The organism is Limnospira indica PCC 8005 (assembly GCF_000973065.1).
Lineage (GTDB): Bacteria > Cyanobacteriota > Cyanobacteriia > Cyanobacteriales > Microcoleaceae > Limnospira > Limnospira fusiformis.
Map to the genome: position 1 here is coordinate 5,600,782 of NZ_FO818640.1, position 16,751 is coordinate 5,617,532.

Genomic DNA, 16,751 nt, shown 5'->3' on the forward strand with positions numbered 1-16,751 from the left:
ATCCGGACTTGATATAACCAGTTATGAGGATGCTCAGGAGAGGTCTCCTTATATCCAGATTCGGAGCTGGAATCCTCACCGGGTAGTTATTTAGGGCATTTCAGCCCTATTTCATACCCGAACGTCTCGCACCATACGCTTACACTTTTCACTACTCTACAAGATTTACTTGCCGAGAACCTAACAGGGGTTTAAACGTTCCGTTTATATGGGCATTCCATCTTTAGACTTGTCCTATCCACCGGGGTACTTTTAAAGGTCTGTGTAGGTGATGATAGAATTACCCTACTTTTTCCCTTACCCTTTTGGGCGCAGCGTGTCAACCTATTTCGCTGCCTGCTAATGACGATGGTTCAAGTCGGAACATTCAGATTTCCTTAGTCATGGATGGTTGGCAGTGGTCGGATTATTGGGAATAGGTTTTCCCTCACGCCTTCCGTTCCCCGTTTCAATCCTGGGTTTGTGATTCCCAAAACTGGGGGTGGCTACCGCCTTTACTCTTTCCCATAATCGCCCCAAGTGGATTTTACTCCTCCTAAGTTCACCTGGACGGTAAATTTGGCGATTTCTTAAAATGGGATTGACCTTGAGTTTCCTGCCTTACTCGGTTTGCAGCCCGAGCGTCGGAACATATAAACAGTTAAGGGGTAAACTGGGTTGATTCAGTCTATCTCCCTCTAGGAGGTTATTTCAGGCATTGCAGCCCTATTTCAATCCTAAACGTCTCGCACGCTATCCTTAGCATGGCAGAATGGGAGACACTATTGTTGAAACAGTTCCCCGTGGGGTTCCATAGCTAATTTAAAGCCGGGCTAATTAATGTATGGTAGTTCAACTCACGAATCGACCCTGCCATCTATTGATCCTAGCAAGGATTGTAACAAATCTAAGGGGGAGATTGACTACTCCCCGCGCTAAAGCGACGGGGATTCCCCGGAGGGATTACAGCACTTCTGAGTTAGGATCGACACACCAGGAAGATCCCAAATTCTCAGACGCCTAGGCGAAGTCAAAACGCCTCTTGCGGGGATGCAAGGCATCCCCGTTACTTTTGCTTTGCGACCGATATTCCACGCCCCGTTGCAGTCGGCATTGACCTCAACGCCAGCAGCAGAGCGATAGGTTCCACGTCGAATGCGCCTACCTGAAGCCTTCCAACCCTCGGGTTTTTCACCGTAAACGGGAATACTGTCTAGGTCTAACGCGGACGCTTGCGACGTATAACTTTCCTCCTGTTCAACGAACAAAATACCGTGGGCCTCGCAAAGCTGAGCTATTCGGTTCTTCAGCCTTGCCGTAGGAATCTGCACAAATTTCTGGTTGGTTTGGCAGCCCATGCTGGCCCCGTTTTTTTGCCCCTGATTCCAGCCAAAGACCACAGTGCCAATGCCATGCTTCAGGCAGTGATTGACCACTAGCCTATCTGCCTTGTTGACGGCATCCCGCATCTGGCGATTACGCTTGCCCGTGAGCTTATCTAGCAACCTGCACCAAAAGGCATGAGGCTTTCCCTCTTTGATGGTGGCGACCCGTTTGTTGTAGAACTGGTTGAGCGCCTTCAGGTGCTTGCCGTCCACCATCAAACTATGGCCCTCGCTATCCACACAGGTCAGCCAGTTGTCAATGCCGTGATCAATGGCTAGCGACTTCTCAGGGTCTAGAACCACGGGCACAACGGGGGGTGCTTCGCAGATCCAGACGGCATCAAAGTAGCCTGCACGAGGAACAATCTGCACCTCTCTAACCTTTTCCCAGTCAAGGTTTGACGGGAAAGGCAGGAAGATTTCGGGTAGGTCAAACCAGACCTTGCAGGCCGTTCCCATTGGCACCCTAACCTGACCATCAACCAGCCTCAGCCACCGCCTAGGGTAGCTAAGCTGAAACATGCCGCCAGACTTGCGGTAATTGGGCGGCTTCGGCTTTTCAGTCAGCCCACCGCTGCGCCATAACTTCAGTAGCTCACGGTAGCCCTTGAACGCCTCACCCACGCTGATACAGGTTTGCTGTGCAGCGCTGGTATAGAGCGCTTTCATGTGGGCGTTGTGCTTCATCTGGCTCGATAGCCAGCGCCCATTCGAGAATTTACCTGCCTTGAAATACAACTGCCTAGCCAGGTAAACCGTGCAGTTGTAGAGGTTATTTGAAGCCGTGCCAAGATACTCCAGTGCGGCCCTCAGGGTAGGGTCGTCAGGGAGTTGATTGACTTGTGCTGCAAAGGTTTGAGCCATAAAATAAGTATACTAGAATTGTCGATAAATGGGTAGCCTTCAACAATGCGAGATGAGTCAATCAACTACCGCCACGGCAACCACTCGGTAGGGCTGGCCCATGTTCACCTGGTCTGGATTCCGAAAAGGCGGAAGAAGGTTTTGGTCGGCAACGTCAAGATGAGGCTTGCCGCAATACTGAATGAGGTTGCCCTAGAAAATGACTGGCTGGTCAAGGCTCTGGAAATAGCCCCTGACCACGTTCACATCCTGGTAGAGCACGGCTCTCAGGTCGCCATTCACCAAATAGTCAAAGCTATGAAGGGGCGTTCATCTAGGCGGATCAGGCAGGAGTTCCCTCACCTCTGCAAGCTACCTTCATTGTGGACTCGGTCGTATTACTACGAAGCTACAGGGAAAGTCAGCACGGCTAAGGTGACAGCTTACATTAACGACCCTCACCATTCCTGATGGCGGCTAAAGCCGCCGTGTCGCTTTTCCGCCCCGCTATAAAGAGACGGGGCTACCAATCTCCCGAGTTTTTATCGTGTTAAGATCGCGGTCAAGGAGATCCGGGCTAGGGGCGGAAACCCAGTCCTACAGCCAGATCTAATCTGGGCGCGATCGCATTTACCCGAATTTGGTATTTTGTCATACAATCTAAGTTAGGGACTAAAGCCGGGACAAATAACCGGTACTCTCAACGGAGCGGGTCCTTTCCTGGTTCTGAGAATCGTGTAAAATCCTAATCTGGTAGCACTACTCGATATTATAAATTATCTAAATGACATTTCTCAATCGTTCAACCCTTCGTCGTTTACAAAAACTACCCTCCATTCCTAGCGTGTGGGAGGGCGATCGCCGTCCCATGTCTCACGAGTCTCGACCTAGTTTGGAAACAGATATAGAGGCTGATAATGACTGCATCATTTGGGTTGACGGTTCTCAGGGAATGGTACGGTCAATGGATATGGTATCGGCTAATATTGGCCCAGAAGCGATCGTCCGAACTTTACTCAGGGCGATGGAACATCCCCAAAGCCCTACCCCAGCAGCCCGCCCTCACAAAATTGTGGTCAAAGATCGCGAAATTCAGTTTTTCCTGCGCGGTGTCCTACAAGAACTCGATATAGTTATAGACTATGTACCAGATTTACCACTAATTGATGAGATATTTAGGGGACTCCAAGAAGTAGCCGAAAGTCGCCCCCCTCAACTCCCCGAAGCCTTTGTAGATCCCCTGCTCAAAAAAGCCGAGCAAATTTGGAAAGATGCACCTTGGGATAAATTAGGGGAACATCAAATTATTTCTATAGAAATCAATCACTTAGACGTAGGAACTATCTACATTTCTACACTGGGTAAGTTAGGGATGGATTATGGGGTGCTAATGTACCGTTCCCTAGAATCTTTAAAAAGGTTTCGAGAAAGAGTTGTTGCTGACCGACCTTTTGATAACCTAGAAGAAGCATTTTTAACTCAAGATTGTCTGTTTGTCACCTTTGAGCCTTTGTCAGAAGAAGATGAGGAGGAGGACGTAATCTGGGAAACTTTATCAGCATCGCAGATTGAACCTAACTTTGGTAATTTACACCCCTTAGAAGGTTTGCGATCGGTCATCTACGAAGAAGAAGCCACGGTGATGATGGTAGCCTTGGAAGCACTGCACCGATTCTTACGAGATTTTCGCTATAAATTAAATGAGGATTCATTTCCTGAGCTGTCTAAACGCTATCGCATATCTTGTTCTGTACCTGATGCACCTGAAACCAAAATGATTTCGGTGAAGGTGAAAACTTTACCAGAGGTGGCTGATGAACTTCTGGAAATGGTGAAAGCAGCGGAAGATGACGAGGAGGAGTTTGATTACCCTACCTTACGAGATGATTTGATACCACCTAAATCATTTTTGAGTTTGGGTGTAATTCCTTGGGAAACGGTGGATTACTTGCGAAACAATACGGAGTTCTACCAGCCTTCTGATGTGGATATTCCTCAGAAAGGGGATGGTTTACCTGTGATTTTGATTCAAACCTCTAAGCCGAAGGCGAAAACACTAATTCAAAATTTGGAGGAGGCTGGAGGATTAGCGGGAATATGTTTTAACTCAGGGAAAGATCCCATGGAGGGTCGGAATTATGACCTGGGAATTTTGAAGACGGAAAATGGTGAATTGCATTTGTTTGGGGAATTTATGGAAGATGACCCAACTCATCAGCGGGCTAGGAAAAACTGGGAAAGACGCTGTAGCCAAACTGAGGGTTGGTGTGGTTTAATTATTGCTATGGGGTTGACGGGCGCTTCTCGTGGTCAGCCCGGTTTTAAGGATATGATGGCATTGGTTGAATTGCGCTCTGTTTCTCCTGATGAGTTTGGATTGGGACCTTTAGAACTCATTACCCCCATGTAATTAACTGGAAACTACAACCTAGGTTATGTCTGAACTACCCCCCCTAAATACTGATACGATTTGGGCGATTCTCAATGAGGAAATAGAGGACAACACTGTTAATCAACTGGTTTGGTATTATCTTGGTTATCGCTATGACGAACAAAGCGATCGCTGGGATATAACTCAAGTTGATACACAGTGGCGAGAAACATATCGAGAACCCCCGGACTTTATCGAAAGCCGTCCGGCTACTGTTCAACTCACCCGGTCGATACCTAAAGAAAATAAACAACTCCTGAAAGAGGAACTAGGCTTTAAAGGCTACACTATTGGAAACTTTGGACCGAGACAAACCCGGCGCGCTACTATGGCTAACTGGTTACTCTCCTATATGAAAACTACCCAAGCTAATAATACAGATATTGAAAAATTGAGGTAAGGATTTCGTGACTAAAACTGCATTTTTGGGACTTGGCGTGATGGGTGGCTATATGGCTGCTAACCTCGCTCAAGGTGGTTATGATGTGAAAGGATGGAATCGTACTCCCTCGCGTCCTGGTGTGGCGATCGCCTCTGATGCAGGTGCTACAATCGTCCATAGCATAGAAGAAGCTGTGACCGAAGCTGAGGTGATCTGTACCTGTGTGGGAGATGTTCCCGACGTGGAAGAAGTCATCCTTGGTTCCCTTGGGGTGATTCAGTTTGCTAAACCGGGCGCGATCATTATAGACTTTAGCACTATTGGGTCGGCGGCGGTTCATCCGATCGCTTCGGCGATCGCATCCCATCAAATGCAGTTTTTAGATGCACCTGTTTCCGGGGGAGATATCGGCGCGAAAAATGGTACTCTAACTATTATGGTGGGTGGCGATCGCCATAGCTTTGACACCTGCCTACCCTTGTTAGAAACAATGGGTAAAAATATCCGCTATTGTGGTCCTAGTGGTAGCGGTCAAGCTGTCAAACTCTGTAATCAGGTACTATGTTCCCTCAACATGATTGGACTATGTGAGGCGATGTTACTAGCGGAACATCAGGGTATTGACCCTCAACTAATTGTGGAGGTATGCAGCACCGGAGCCGCTGGGTCTTGGGCTTTGTCTAACCTAGGGGAAAAGGTAGCTAACAATGATTTCGCTCCGGGTTTTATGATTCGCCACATGGTTAAGGATTTGCGATTAGTTCAAGAGGCTATTTCCAGGGAGTTACCAGGGGTAAAATTAGCCGATACCCTGTTTAAAATAGTTCAGAATTTGGATGAAGGTTTAGGCTCTACTCAAGGAACCCAAGCCATGATTAGAGCTTATCAGAAGCCGGACAATTAACAATTAACAATTAACAATTAATAATTAATAATTATCCATTTCGGAGACCGCAGCCACCAGAGATAAAGCTACCATGGGGGCTGTGACCGATCGCCAAAATTAACAATTAATAATTAATAATTAATAATTAATAATTATCCATTTCGGAGACCGCCGCTACTAGAGATAAAGCTACCATGGGGGCTGTGACCGATCGCCAAAATTAACAATTAATAATTAATAATTAATAATTATCCATTTCGGAGACCGCCGCTACTAGAGATAAAGCTACCATGGGGGCTGTGACCGATCGCCAAAATTAACAATTAATAATTAATAATTAATAATTAATAATTATCCATTTCGGAGACCGCCGCTACTAGAGATAAAGCTACCATGGGGGCTGTGACCGATCGCCAAAATTAACAATTAATAATTAATAATTAATAATTAATAATTAATAATTATCCATTTCGGAGACCGCAGCCACCAGAGATAAAGCTACCATGGGGGCTGTGACCGATCGCCAAAATTAACAATTAATAATTAATAATTAATAATTAATAATTAATAATTATCCATTTCGGAGACCGCAGCCACCAGAGATAAAGCTACCATGGGGGCTGTGACCGATCGCCAAAATTAACAATTAATAATTAATAATTAATAATTAATAATTAATAATTATCCATTTCGGAGACCGCCGCTACTAGAGATAAAGCTACCATGGGGGCTGTGACCGATCGCCAAAATTAACAATTAATAATTAATAATTAATAATTAATAATTATCCATTTCGGAGACCGCAGCCACCAGAGATAAAGCTACCATGGGGGCTGTGACCGATCGCCAAAATTAACAATTAATAATTAATAATTAATAATTAATAATTATCCATTTCGGAGACCGCAGCCACCAGAGATAAAGCTACCATGGGGGCTGTGACCGATCGCAAAATTCGGCTTCCCAGAGACACCGGCTGAAATCGCCTATTAATAGCCTCCTCAACCTCTGGTGTTGTCCATCCCCCTTCGGGTCCAATAGCTAAAAGCAGGGAATTGTAGACATAACCCTTTCCTTGTCCCGTTCTCGCAGCCAACAAACAATTCAACAGGTGGGGAAAATCTCCCCTAGCCACACAAATATATTTATCTACCTCTTCTCCCTGGTCTGACAAAGTTTCCCAAGCCTGCTGTATCGATAGTGGATCAGTAATTTCCGGGAGGATCTGACGTTCTGACTGTTCCGCCGCCTCTGTAGCAATACGTCGCCAGCGGGCTAGTTTTTGAGGGCTAGGGACAACCACAGTGCGGGCGCTGATAATGGGAACCAAACGAGACACTCCCAACTCCGTAGTACAGCGCACAATCTCCTCAAAGCCACTTCCTTTAGGCATAGACACCCATAAAGTCACAGGTATGGGTAACTCATTGTTAACCCTTATCGGTTCAACTACAGTGGCATTTTGCCCGCCTTTCCAGATAGCCAGCCACCAACCCCCCCGACCATCAAGAATAATAAAGCGATCGCCTGGTTGTAGGCGCAAAACCCGACCCAAATAATGCTGTTGTCCAGCAGTCAGGTCTACTTGTTGGTGGTGGAATTGTTCAGAAGCGATCGCGATCCGTTGAAGTTCCCTCATGAAATTCTGTTAACAAAATGACCCCACCCGACTTTTGGTAGGGTGGGGATTACTTAATCTGCCATTAAAGGCAATTAGGACTCAGCTCGCACCTTAGCTAGGTACTCCTCAATCGCCTGGGTAGCAATTTCCACAATTGGTTTGCTTTGGCGTTTGGACTCATCTTTTAGTTGACTATAGATGTCATGACGCACACTAACCCGATGTCGAATTTTGCTAGGATCGACCGGAGCTTGGGGCGCGGGAGCCTCATTAGAGGGTGTTTCTACGGAAGTCGGGACAGGGATTTCTTTCGTCTCAATGTTCATCGAGGAATCTACTTGGTAATTGGATACAAAAGTGCGGATGGAGTCTAAACCAACACGATGGCAAAAATCGCCAAAACTCTCGGACGGTTGCCGATTCTGTTTAAAGCCAACAAAAATCGGCTCCAGAACTGCTTCTAGGTCACATAGAGCCAGCCGTTCCATAAAAGGTTCAGCTAGTCGCGTTTGGTTAGGAGAGCCTCCCAGCCAAACCTGGTAGGTGTCGGGAGCGCTACCGACGAACCCCAGTTCCGCCATGTAGGGTCTGGCACATCCATTGGGACATCCTGTCATCCTAACGACAAAATGCTCCTGTTCCAGCCCTACCTTGTCCAACAATACCCGAATCCGGTCCAGGATACCAGGGATTGCACGTTCAGATTCTGTAATTGCTAATCCACAAGTCGGGAAAGCTGGACAGGCCATGGCATAGCGGACCAGAGGATCAATTTCTGTTTCTGGCAAAACCCCATGTTCTTTCAGAAGGCGATCGATTGTCTTTTGGTGTTTGGGCGAAATCTGATACAGGATAATGTTATGGTTGCCTGTAATTAACATTGGCAACTCAAACTTTTGGTTAATTTGCTGTAAAGCCGCCTTCAGCCGGAAACTCCCGTCATCTTTCACCCGACCATTTTCTACCGAGATACCCAGAAATAAGTTACCGTCGCCCTGTTCATGCCATCCCAGGTAATCTTGATATTTCCAGGGAGGCAGGGGTTTAAAAGGTTTTAGGGGTTTGCCAAAATAATCCTCAACCTGAGCGCGGAATTTGTCAACTCCCCAATCCTCAATTAAATATTTCATCCGCGCGTGGCGGCGGTTAGTGCGATCGCCATAATCCCGCTGGGTTGCTACGATCGCCTTCACCAAATCATAAATATCAGCGCGATCGACATAGCCAATTTCATCAGCTATACGGGGGAAGGTTTCTTCCTTGCGGTGAGTTCTACCCATACCGCCGCCTGCTAGGACGTTAAATCCCTCCAATTCTCCCGCCGCATTAGTTATGACCACCAAACCCACATCTTGGGTATAAATATCAACAGAGTTATCTCCGGGGACTGTTACCGCACACTTAAACTTACGGGGCATATAATGCTTGCCATAGATCGGCTCTTCCCCCTCATGGAAAATTGTGCCATTACCATTGCGATCGCGCGCCGCTTTGACTTCCGGGTTTTCCTCCGCACTAACTATTTTTTCCCCATCGAGCCAAATTTCATAATAAGCCCCAGTCTGAGGAGTCAGCAGATCCGCAATATAATTCGCGTAGGTTTTCGCATACTCATACTCAGGGCGATCGCAATAGGGGGCTGGAGGAGCCATCACATTCCGGTTCAAGTCTCCACAAGCACCCAGAGTCGAGCCCATGCTTTTGATAATGCTAGAGAGAACCGTTTTCAGGTTCTTTTTGAGAATCCCATGGAGTTGGAACCCTTGGCGGGTAGTTGTCCGCAGTGTCCCATTCCCGTATTCATCCGCTAGATGATCCAGAGTCTGATAAAGTTCAGGGGGGATAAATCCGCCTGGGCTGCGGGTTCGCAACATAAACTGATAATCTTTCTCTTGTCCCGGAACCCGATGATCTCGGTTATCCTGTTGGTAGGAGCCATGAAACTTGAGAATCTGAACCGCATCCTCTGTCAAATAGTTGCGATCGTTCAGCAGTTCAGTTGCTAAAGGCTCCCGCAGTTGATTACTGCGCTCTTTGATAGCTTCAAGTTTAGAGAGCTTTTCCGCTGATTTGGTAAATGTAGGGCTTGTCATAGTAAGGTGAAGTGCCAGTCAAAACAAAAAAACATCGAGGCTGAACCTGACTTAGCATAAATTCCAAGCCACACCCACTGGTTCTCGATATCCTAGCAAAATGATCGTACCATGATTATGCTAGAGATTGTCCTGCTGATGTTTAGATTTGGTAAAAATTTTTTATGGCAGATTCTTTAATGTACCAGGAAGAGCACTTTGTCGTCTTGGAGTCTAACCAACCCGAGCAACTTATGACTGTCGCTGAACTTACAGACAAGTTACAGGCTATTCTAGCCCAACTACAAGATGATCTCCCCCGTGAGCTCCAAAAGTTTCCCACACCCTCCCACCAAGCCGAATATCTCATCAATACCTGCTGTGATCTTGATTTGGGACCCGGAAAATATCTACAGTGGTATGCAGTACGTTTAGAAAAAGGCAATCCCGAATAGGTAGCATAGACACCAGTTCCCCAAAGCTATGGGATTTAACCCCAAATTTGCCTATTGATTAGCCCTCAATTAGCTTTCCGTATCAGCAATCATGATTAAATCCACGCAATCAGTTTCTGGTTGAGTCACCTGTACCCGCAAATTCGGACCAAAAAATTGAGCAATTTTGCTTTGTTTCTCTTCCCACACCGATAGAGGCACAAAAGGCGAGTAAAATTCTAAAATGAGCGCATAACTGCCATCAACCACCCCTTCCCGCAAGGCTTGTAGTTGTGGGTGTTCCTCATCATTCCCTCCTAGCTTCAGGCGTTCGATCGCATCAATCAGGTGAGCAGATTGGCCATAACGATAGCGGGTCACATCTGATCGCACTTGATTTTGAGTCGGGGTCGCCTGTTGTTCCCGCTTGCTGAGGACTTCTGGCGTTGTCGGTTCAGAAAATGGTATCGGTTTAATTTCTGCCGCTTTCAGAGCTAGTCCCCCCAATAATAGGGGAATCCCATAAAAAAACCCCGCTAGGTTCAGGGTAGCATAGTCAGCAAAATAGGCGACAAACCCCACCACAGTAATTAACCCACCCAGCACTAAACCCACTTGAGCCATAGAAATTTTACGCAACATCAGATTAACTAATTATCAATTTTTGTCATCAATCAATACTTTACCAAAAAATTGCCCGTCAACCCCAATCATTTACAGTCCCCCAGTCCGGTTTTTTTTTTCACATCACCAGAACACAAAACTTGAGTTTGATGCTAAAATCATCGAAAATCTAACTAGGTGACAAGAGGATAATCCATGGATTCACAGAAGATCCGAGAGGGAGTTGCCTTAATTGAGAGCAAACGGGAGGCTCTACTCAAGTTATTGGAAAAACCCAATTTAGGGCCTTTGCGAATTGATGTAAATCAGGCTCTCGAGGAAATGGACGAGTTGCTAGAAGACTTCAAACGCACATTTCCTGAATCCGAAACTAATTAAGTTTCTGGTCATAGGTTAGGGTTTTATCCCTCCTCTCAATGCCAGCTATTATATATATTTTCTGGGGCGGGGCGGAGTTAAATCAGATGTTTTTGAGGCAGAGCATTGTTTAATATTCTCCCCGAAAAAGCATTCTTAATTAATGGCTACAGCCCCGCCCCAGCCTACCTTGGCAACCTTTAATCTGCCATTTGACTACTATCTACGCAGTTGAATAGGCATCACCAAATAGGTCATTTTTAAACCTCCAAAAGGATTGATAATTACCGGGGTGCTTGCCGCGTTCAATTGTATCTGAATTTCCGAACTATTCAACACCTTTAACCCATCCATTAAGTATTTAACATTAAAGGCAAGTTCCTTGGGTTCTTCACCAGAAATCTGAGCAGGCATTGACTCCAAAGCATTCCCGACATCAGCAGCTTCTACAGATAGGGAAATTTGTTGATTTACCTCATCAATGATACATTTAACAATATCATTTTTTTGGCTGGCTAAAACCCCAATCCGCTCCAAAGCCGCCAAAAGTGTCCGCCGTTCAACATTCACCTGGCTTAAAAACTTATTAGGTATTAACTGTTCATAAGCCGGATAAGCACCCTCCAACTTACGAGAATTCAAACGACGAGTCCCCAATTCAAAAACCACTTGGGTATCATCAAAACCTAAAGTCACCATGGGGGGGGTTGTTGATTCTTCCTCCGTGGCGGCACTATGTCGCGCTGAGTTAGCACTGACAATCATGCGTTCCACCTCCCGCAGGGCGCGTGCTGGGATAGTGATTTCCAAGTTTTCTGGTTCTTGGCTATTGGGGTCTCGGACATTTTCCACCTTGACCACCGCGAGTCTATGACCGTCCGTGGAAGCAAAACAAAGGGTATCTTTTCCCACCTTGAGATTAACACCAGCTAGGACTTGCTTAGTTTCATCAGGGCTGGTAGCGAAGAGAGTTCCCTTTAAGCCTTCCAATAAACTATCAGCCGCTAGTTGAATGCTATGTTCACCTTCTACCGAGGGTAAGTCGGGATACTCCTCAGCCACCATTCCCCGGACTTGATAGCGTCCTGAACTGGAAGTTAGGGTAACTACAGCCTCTGTCTCTTCATCATCGACCTGAATATCGCCCCCAGGTAAACGGGAGACAATATCATTGAGCAATTTAGCAGGTAAGGTCAAAACTCCCCCCTGCTGAACCTGAGCCGGAAAACTGGTGTTAATTCCCATACTCAAGTCAAAGGCGGTTAAACTCAATTGTTGAGTGTCCGCATCAGCTTTCACCAAAATGTTAGATAAAATCGGGTGACTGGGACGGGATGGAATGGCTCTGGAAACTAAGGATAGATTAGAACTGAGTTGTTCCTGTTCTACAATTAACCGCATTTCAGGTATTTAGCAAGGGGACTGAAGCTAACATTATATCGCGCTATGGGGACGTGGCGATCGCCTAAGTTCTGAAACTAAGTTTTGAGGCTAAGTTTTGAGGCTAAGTTTTGAGGCTAAGTTTTGAGGCTAAGTTTTGAGGCTAAGTTTTGAGGCTAAGTTTTGAGGCTAAGTTTTGAGGCTAAGTTTTGAGGCTAATTGTTTAGGGGGGTGGCGAGCCACTGTGGAAATTGTGGAAATTGTGTTTAAATTTGACTTTGGTTAAGGGTTCCATCCTGTCAGCATCTGTGGAAAAACTGTGGAAAATCCATCAAATCGATAGGGATTTGGTCTGGTTCAATCCCCTGTCAACCTTAGTATTTGGGAATAATAGGCAAGTTATCCACAACATTTTCCACAGGGTATGAGTTCAGGTTGAAGATAGGTAAATCGAGAAAAAAGTGCTTTAACGCCAATCGACCCCCCCACATGAGGAAAGCGACAGGCTGGGGAACCACCCCTGGCGGCTAGAAACAGCATAAAAGCCATTGAATAAGACCCCGGGGCGACACCCACCGAAACCGCCTATAAATTGGCATCAGGATTCAGTCCTGCTTCTCGCAGCAATTGTTCTAAACGTTGGTTACGTTGCTGTTCCTGTTCCAATTGTTCAGTAGCCGCTTGTTTGGCTTGCCGTTCCTGTTCCAATTGTTCAGTAGCCGCTTGTTTGGCTTGCCGTTCCTGTTCCAATTGTTCAGTCACATCTTCCAATTGTTCAGTCATAGTTGTTAACTGCTGTTGGACTTCCAGATAATCGGCAAAGGGTTGACCATCGGGACGATACAACACCAAATTATCCGAGGACAGGTCAAAGCGAATGCCCAAACGAGGGGAAACCCAACCATTGATGGGTTCAATGATATCTAACCAAGTCTCAGAACGTAACCATCCCGTTAGGTTATTCTTTTGAGGGTCATAGATATAGTATTCCTCCACCCCGTAGCGGTCATAAAATAATAATTTGCGGTTCATTTCCTTTTCAGTGTTGTTCGGAGAAAGAATTTCAAAGACGACTTGCGGGGCAATATTATTCTCTTGCCACTGTTGATAAGAACCTCTATCTCCTTTGGGAACACCAAAAGCCACCATTACATCTGGGGCTTGACATAATTTATTATTTCCCTGTACTGGATACCACAATAAATCCCCGGCGATAAACACATTCGGCTCTTGGGCAAATAACCAGGCTAGATTATGGTAAATGACAGTAATCCAGCGAAATTGAAGGGTATTATCGGCCATAGGTTGTCCATCACTTTCGGGATAAATGATTTCGGTATCGGTTGGGAGGGGGAGTTGTGTCGCCATAGTTGTTGTTTAGTTTACAGCTAATGCTGTCGATTTTAGCTTACCTTAATGCTAATCGGGCCAGGGGAGAGTATAGAGTTCTGCGGTATGCCAAAGTCTATCAACGTCTTCGGTTTTGGGCTTGAAAGTGCTTTAACGCAAATCCCGATAATCAGCCCTAGAATCCTCAAACCCCTATCAAATCAGGAAAAAAGTGCTTTAACGCCAATCGACCCCCCCACATGAGGGAAGCCATAGACTGGGGAACCACCCCTGGCGGCTAGAAACAGCATAAAAGCCATTGAATAAGACCCCGGGGCGACACCCACCGAAACCGCCTATAAATTGGCATCAGGATTCAGTCCTGCTTCTCGCAGCAATTGTTCTAAACGTTGGTTACGTTGCCGTTCCTGTTCCAATTGTTCAGTAGCCGCTTGTTTGGCTTGCCGCTCCTGTTCCAATTGTTCAGTCATAGTTGTTAACTGCTGTTGGGCTTCCAGATAATCGGCAAAGGGTTGACCATCGGGACGATACAACACCAAATTATCCGAGGACAGGTCAAAGCGAATGCCCAAACGAGGGGAAACCCAACCATTGATGGGTTCAATGATATCTAACCAAGTCTCAGAACGTAACCATCCCGTTAGGTTATTCTTTTGAGGGTCATAGAGATAGTATTCCTCCACCCCGTAGCGGTCATAAAATAATAATTTGCGGTTCATTTCCTTTTCAGTGTTGTTCGGAGAAAGAATTTCAAAGACGACTTGCGGGGCAATATTATTCTCTTGCCACTGTTGATAAGAACCTCTATCTCCTTTGGGAACACCAAAAGCCACCATTACATCTGGGGCTTGACATAATTTATTATTTCCCTGTACTGGATACCACAATAAATCCCCGGCGATAAACACATTCGGCTCTTGGGCAAATAACCAGGCTAGATTATCGTAAATGACAGTAATCCAGCGAAATTGAACGGTATTATCGGCCATAGGTTGTCCATCACTTTCGGGATAAATGATTTCGGTATCGGTTGGGAGGGGGAGTTGTGTCACCATAGTTGTTGTTGAGTTTACAGCTAATGCTGTCGATTTTAGCTTACCTTAATGCTAATCAGGCCAGGGGAGAGTATAGAGTTCTGCGGTATGCCGAAGTCTATCAACGTCTTCGGTTTTGGGCTTGAAAGTGCTTTAACGCAAATCCCGATAATCAGCCCTAGAATCCTCAAACCCCTATCAAATCAGGAAAAAAGTGCTTTAACGCCAATCGACCCCACTACCATGAGGAAAGCGACAGGCTGGGGAACCCGACAGCCAAATCCGCCGCCACCCCCGGCGACCTACTCGATAAGGGGAAATGCGCTAAATTAGCTACAAACCCCTAAAGTCGAAACAGCATGAAAGCTATTGAAACCACAGCGACCATTAACGAAAGTGGAGAACTAACCCTTGATTGCTCCCTAGGTATTACCAAACCTCAGCGAGTCCGCCTCATCGTCTTGATGCTGGAAGAAGACGAAGAAGACCCCGGCGAAACACCTACCGAAATCGCCATAGAAGGCATTAAACAAGGACTACAGGAAGCCTTCACGGGACAAACCCTCCCCCTGTCAGAAATGTGGGAAGGTATTGATGCCGAGTGAACCATTACCCATTGAAATCGCCTTGACTCCCCGCTTTAAACGCGACCTCGGAGTTTCTGGGAGGCGATCGCCTCAACGGCGGACTGTTCGATCGCGACTGGGGAGTTGTGTCGCCATAGTTGTTGTTGAGTTTACAGCTAATGCTGTCGATTTTAGCTTACCTTAACGCTAATCCGGTGCTAGTAGAGGGTCAAGATGCCTAGGGTAGAGTCACTGATTAAGGTTTGAATATGTGCTGCGTGAGTTCGCAGGATTGCTTCAATGTCTGTGGTAGAGCAGTTGCCTCGACGAATCCAAATTATTTTTGGGGGAAAGCCCATTAATGTGAGGAGTTCGTTGTAGTCGCTGTCTTTGGTGACGATGATGAATTTATGGTGCTTGGCATAATCCCAAACCTCACGATCGCCTGATTTCTCGAGTCCGATTTGGTAAACGTGGGTTGATTCGGGAAACAAGTAGCGCAAGTCTTTGTATTAGCCGAGGTGAAAGATTGTGGTCAAATAGCAGATTCATGCTTGCACCAGTAGGGTTTGTTGTTCCCGATTGGCGGCGTAGCTGAGGCAAGCCAAGATATCCTCTTGGGTGAGGTAGGGAAAGTCGTCTAAAATTTCTTGGTAGGTCATGCCAGAGGCTAAATAGGACAGCACATCATAAACGGTGATCCGCATACCGCGAATGCAGGGTTTGCCACTGCGTTGGCTCGGTTCTAGGGTGATTCGTTCTCTGTAGTCCATTGGCTGTTGCTCCTTTTTCAGTTGGGGCTTGCTCAATTCTGATTCATCGTTCAGTCATATTTTGATTATACTGGCTATATTTTGAAGGGCGACAATCATTGACCGGACAAACTCTCCCCCTCTCGGAAATGGTAGGGGTCGAAAGGAAAGTCACCTTTCCCAACTCCCATTCAAAACCGTGCTTGATACTTTCACATCACACGGCTCCTGATGTGGATACCCTATTTTGTCAGTAGGAACAGGGTTACTACCCCCTGCTTTATGACTTCAACTTTAGGAGCTATATACACCACGTAGTCTTTAAACTCGCTCACGGTCGTAAGCACTCTTACATCATCGCAGTCTCTATATCCACACCGTGACTAGTGGGCATATCCCAACCATTACAGTTAGGCATTAGCTTTCAGTCACATCCTTTCCCCTTATGGGCATACGCTTACACTTTTCACTACTCCAGTGAGTAATATTGCTCACTTTCTTATATGGAGAGCCTAACAGGGGTTTCAACGTTCCGTATATATGGGCATTCCATCTTTAGATTTGTCCTATCCACCGGGGTACTTTTAAAGGTCTGTGAAGATGGCTAGTCAAGTCCTCTTCTTTTCCCCTTGTTCTTTTGAACGCAGCGTGTCAA

At 46.1% G+C, this 16,751-nt stretch carries 17 protein-coding genes; 8 read left to right on the top strand and 9 right to left on the bottom strand.

Annotated elements, in window-relative coordinates:
- Positions 1–914: 914 nt before the first annotated feature.
- Positions 915–2,228, bottom strand: coding sequence for an RNA-guided endonuclease InsQ/TnpB family protein (locus XZ46_RS24775; protein ID WP_008055707.1), 1,314 nt, complete (start codon positions 2,226–2,228; stop codon positions 915–917).
- A gap of 45 nt (positions 2,229–2,273) precedes the next feature.
- On the opposite strand from XZ46_RS24775, the gene tnpA reads away from it, so the two are divergent.
- From tnpA to XZ46_RS24795, 4 genes are all read left to right on the top strand, one after another.
- The gene (gene tnpA, locus XZ46_RS24780; RefSeq protein WP_006668333.1) at positions 2,274–2,678 is read left to right on the top strand and encodes an IS200/IS605 family transposase; all 405 of its coding nucleotides are present in this window, start codon (positions 2,274–2,276) and stop codon (positions 2,676–2,678) included.
- Positions 2,679–2,991: 313 nt separating this feature from the next.
- On the top strand, positions 2,992–4,617 hold the full coding sequence (locus XZ46_RS24785) for a DUF6930 domain-containing protein (protein ID WP_008055705.1): 1,626 nt from the start codon (positions 2,992–2,994) through the stop codon (positions 4,615–4,617).
- 25 nt (positions 4,618–4,642) lie between these two features.
- Entirely contained in the window at positions 4,643–5,038 is a 396-nt protein-coding gene (locus XZ46_RS24790) for a DUF1823 family protein (RefSeq protein WP_006623062.1), read from the top strand.
- Positions 5,039–5,045: 7 nt separating this feature from the next.
- Positions 5,046–5,924, top strand: a complete 879-nt coding sequence (locus XZ46_RS24795; protein ID WP_006623061.1) for an NAD(P)-dependent oxidoreductase — start codon at positions 5,046–5,048, stop codon at positions 5,922–5,924.
- Between the two features lie 862 nt (positions 5,925–6,786).
- Here the strand turns inward: XZ46_RS24795 and XZ46_RS24800 are convergent.
- Together XZ46_RS24800 and sir are read right to left on the bottom strand one after the other, a co-directional pair.
- Complete coding sequence (locus tag XZ46_RS24800) at positions 6,787–7,545, bottom strand: 16S rRNA (uracil(1498)-N(3))-methyltransferase (RefSeq protein WP_048895291.1); 759 nt, start codon at positions 7,543–7,545, stop codon at positions 6,787–6,789.
- Positions 7,546–7,619: 74 nt separating this feature from the next.
- A complete protein-coding gene (gene sir / locus XZ46_RS24805; RefSeq protein WP_048895292.1) occupies positions 7,620–9,620 on the bottom strand; it encodes a sulfite reductase, ferredoxin dependent in 2,001 nt (666 codons plus the stop codon).
- A gap of 164 nt (positions 9,621–9,784) precedes the next feature.
- Between sir and XZ46_RS24810 the strand changes: the two genes are divergently transcribed.
- Entirely contained in the window at positions 9,785–10,054 is a 270-nt protein-coding gene (locus tag XZ46_RS24810; protein WP_008054148.1) for a CRR7 family NDH-1 assembly protein, read from the top strand.
- A 69-nt stretch (positions 10,055–10,123) separates the two neighbouring features.
- Here the strand turns inward: XZ46_RS24810 and XZ46_RS24815 are convergent, their stop codons facing one another.
- A complete protein-coding gene (locus tag XZ46_RS24815; protein WP_008054147.1) occupies positions 10,124–10,675 on the bottom strand; it encodes a DUF2854 domain-containing protein in 552 nt (183 codons plus the stop codon).
- A gap of 177 nt (positions 10,676–10,852) precedes the next feature.
- On the opposite strand from XZ46_RS24815, the gene XZ46_RS24820 reads away from it, so the two are divergent.
- Positions 10,853–11,035 (top strand): hypothetical protein, encoded by a 183-nt coding sequence (locus XZ46_RS24820; RefSeq protein ID WP_006623056.1) that lies wholly within the window; start codon positions 10,853–10,855, stop codon positions 11,033–11,035.
- Between the two features lie 198 nt (positions 11,036–11,233).
- On the opposite strand, the gene dnaN is transcribed toward XZ46_RS24820, so the two are convergent.
- From dnaN to XZ46_RS24835, 3 genes are all read right to left on the bottom strand, one after another.
- Positions 11,234–12,415 carry a DNA polymerase III subunit beta gene (dnaN, locus tag XZ46_RS24825; protein WP_006623055.1) on the bottom strand — a complete coding sequence of 394 codons (1,182 nt, stop codon included), beginning with the start codon at positions 12,413–12,415 and terminating at the stop codon, positions 11,234–11,236.
- 564 nt (positions 12,416–12,979) lie between these two features.
- Positions 12,980–13,762 (bottom strand): Uma2 family endonuclease, encoded by a 783-nt coding sequence (locus tag XZ46_RS24830; protein ID WP_008054156.1) that lies wholly within the window; start codon positions 13,760–13,762, stop codon positions 12,980–12,982.
- Between the two features lie 317 nt (positions 13,763–14,079).
- A complete protein-coding gene (locus XZ46_RS24835; protein ID WP_006623049.1) occupies positions 14,080–14,799 on the bottom strand; it encodes a Uma2 family endonuclease in 720 nt (239 codons plus the stop codon).
- Positions 14,800–15,137: 338 nt separating this feature from the next.
- Between XZ46_RS24835 and XZ46_RS24845 the strand changes: the two genes are divergently transcribed.
- Together XZ46_RS24845 and XZ46_RS35630 are read left to right on the top strand one after the other, a co-directional pair.
- A complete protein-coding gene (locus tag XZ46_RS24845; RefSeq protein ID WP_006623047.1) occupies positions 15,138–15,383 on the top strand; it encodes a type II toxin-antitoxin system RelN family antitoxin in 246 nt (81 codons plus the stop codon).
- Positions 15,373–15,549 carry a hypothetical protein gene (locus XZ46_RS35630; protein ID WP_006623046.1) on the top strand — a complete coding sequence of 59 codons (177 nt, stop codon included), beginning with the start codon at positions 15,373–15,375 and terminating at the stop codon, positions 15,547–15,549. Before XZ46_RS24845 ends, XZ46_RS35630 begins: the two co-directional genes overlap by 11 nt.
- A 13-nt stretch (positions 15,550–15,562) precedes the next feature.
- On the opposite strand, the gene XZ46_RS31070 is transcribed toward XZ46_RS35630, so the two are convergent.
- Both XZ46_RS31070 and XZ46_RS24850 read right to left on the bottom strand, forming a co-directional pair.
- The gene (locus XZ46_RS31070) at positions 15,563–15,838 is read right to left on the bottom strand and encodes a DUF5615 family PIN-like protein (protein WP_006623045.1); all 276 of its coding nucleotides are present in this window, start codon (positions 15,836–15,838) and stop codon (positions 15,563–15,565) included.
- A gap of 54 nt (positions 15,839–15,892) precedes the next feature.
- Positions 15,893–16,117, bottom strand: coding sequence for a DUF433 domain-containing protein (locus tag XZ46_RS24850; protein ID WP_006668326.1), 225 nt, complete (start codon positions 16,115–16,117; stop codon positions 15,893–15,895).
- Positions 16,118–16,751 lie beyond the last annotated feature (634 nt).

Bases quoted from the DNA above. Each gene is read 5' to 3' on its own strand.
- XZ46_RS24775 (WP_008055707.1), bottom strand. From the start codon at position 2,228: ATGGCTCAAACCTTTGCAGCACAAGTCAATCAACTCCCTGACGACCCT.
- tnpA (WP_006668333.1), top strand. From the start codon at position 2,274: ATGCGAGATGAGTCAATCAACTACCGCCACGGCAACCACTCGGTAGGG.
- XZ46_RS24785 (WP_008055705.1), top strand. From the start codon at position 2,992: ATGACATTTCTCAATCGTTCAACCCTTCGTCGTTTACAAAAACTACCC.
- XZ46_RS24790 (WP_006623062.1), top strand. From the start codon at position 4,643: ATGTCTGAACTACCCCCCCTAAATACTGATACGATTTGGGCGATTCTC.
- XZ46_RS24800 (WP_048895291.1), bottom strand. From the start codon at position 7,545: ATGAGGGAACTTCAACGGATCGCGATCGCTTCTGAACAATTCCACCAC.
- sir (WP_048895292.1), bottom strand. From the start codon at position 9,620: ATGACAAGCCCTACATTTACCAAATCAGCGGAAAAGCTCTCTAAACTT.
- XZ46_RS24810 (WP_008054148.1), top strand. From the start codon at position 9,785: ATGGCAGATTCTTTAATGTACCAGGAAGAGCACTTTGTCGTCTTGGAG.
- XZ46_RS24815 (WP_008054147.1), bottom strand. From the start codon at position 10,675: ATGTTGCGTAAAATTTCTATGGCTCAAGTGGGTTTAGTGCTGGGTGGG.
- XZ46_RS24820 (WP_006623056.1), top strand. From the start codon at position 10,853: ATGGATTCACAGAAGATCCGAGAGGGAGTTGCCTTAATTGAGAGCAAA.
- dnaN (WP_006623055.1), bottom strand. From the start codon at position 12,415: ATGCGGTTAATTGTAGAACAGGAACAACTCAGTTCTAATCTATCCTTA.
- XZ46_RS24830 (WP_008054156.1), bottom strand. From the start codon at position 13,762: ATGGCGACACAACTCCCCCTCCCAACCGATACCGAAATCATTTATCCC.
- XZ46_RS24835 (WP_006623049.1), bottom strand. From the start codon at position 14,799: ATGGTGACACAACTCCCCCTCCCAACCGATACCGAAATCATTTATCCC.
- XZ46_RS24845 (WP_006623047.1), top strand. From the start codon at position 15,138: ATGAAAGCTATTGAAACCACAGCGACCATTAACGAAAGTGGAGAACTA.
- XZ46_RS35630 (WP_006623046.1), top strand. From the start codon at position 15,373: ATGCCGAGTGAACCATTACCCATTGAAATCGCCTTGACTCCCCGCTTT.
- XZ46_RS24850 (WP_006668326.1), bottom strand. From the start codon at position 16,117: ATGGACTACAGAGAACGAATCACCCTAGAACCGAGCCAACGCAGTGGC.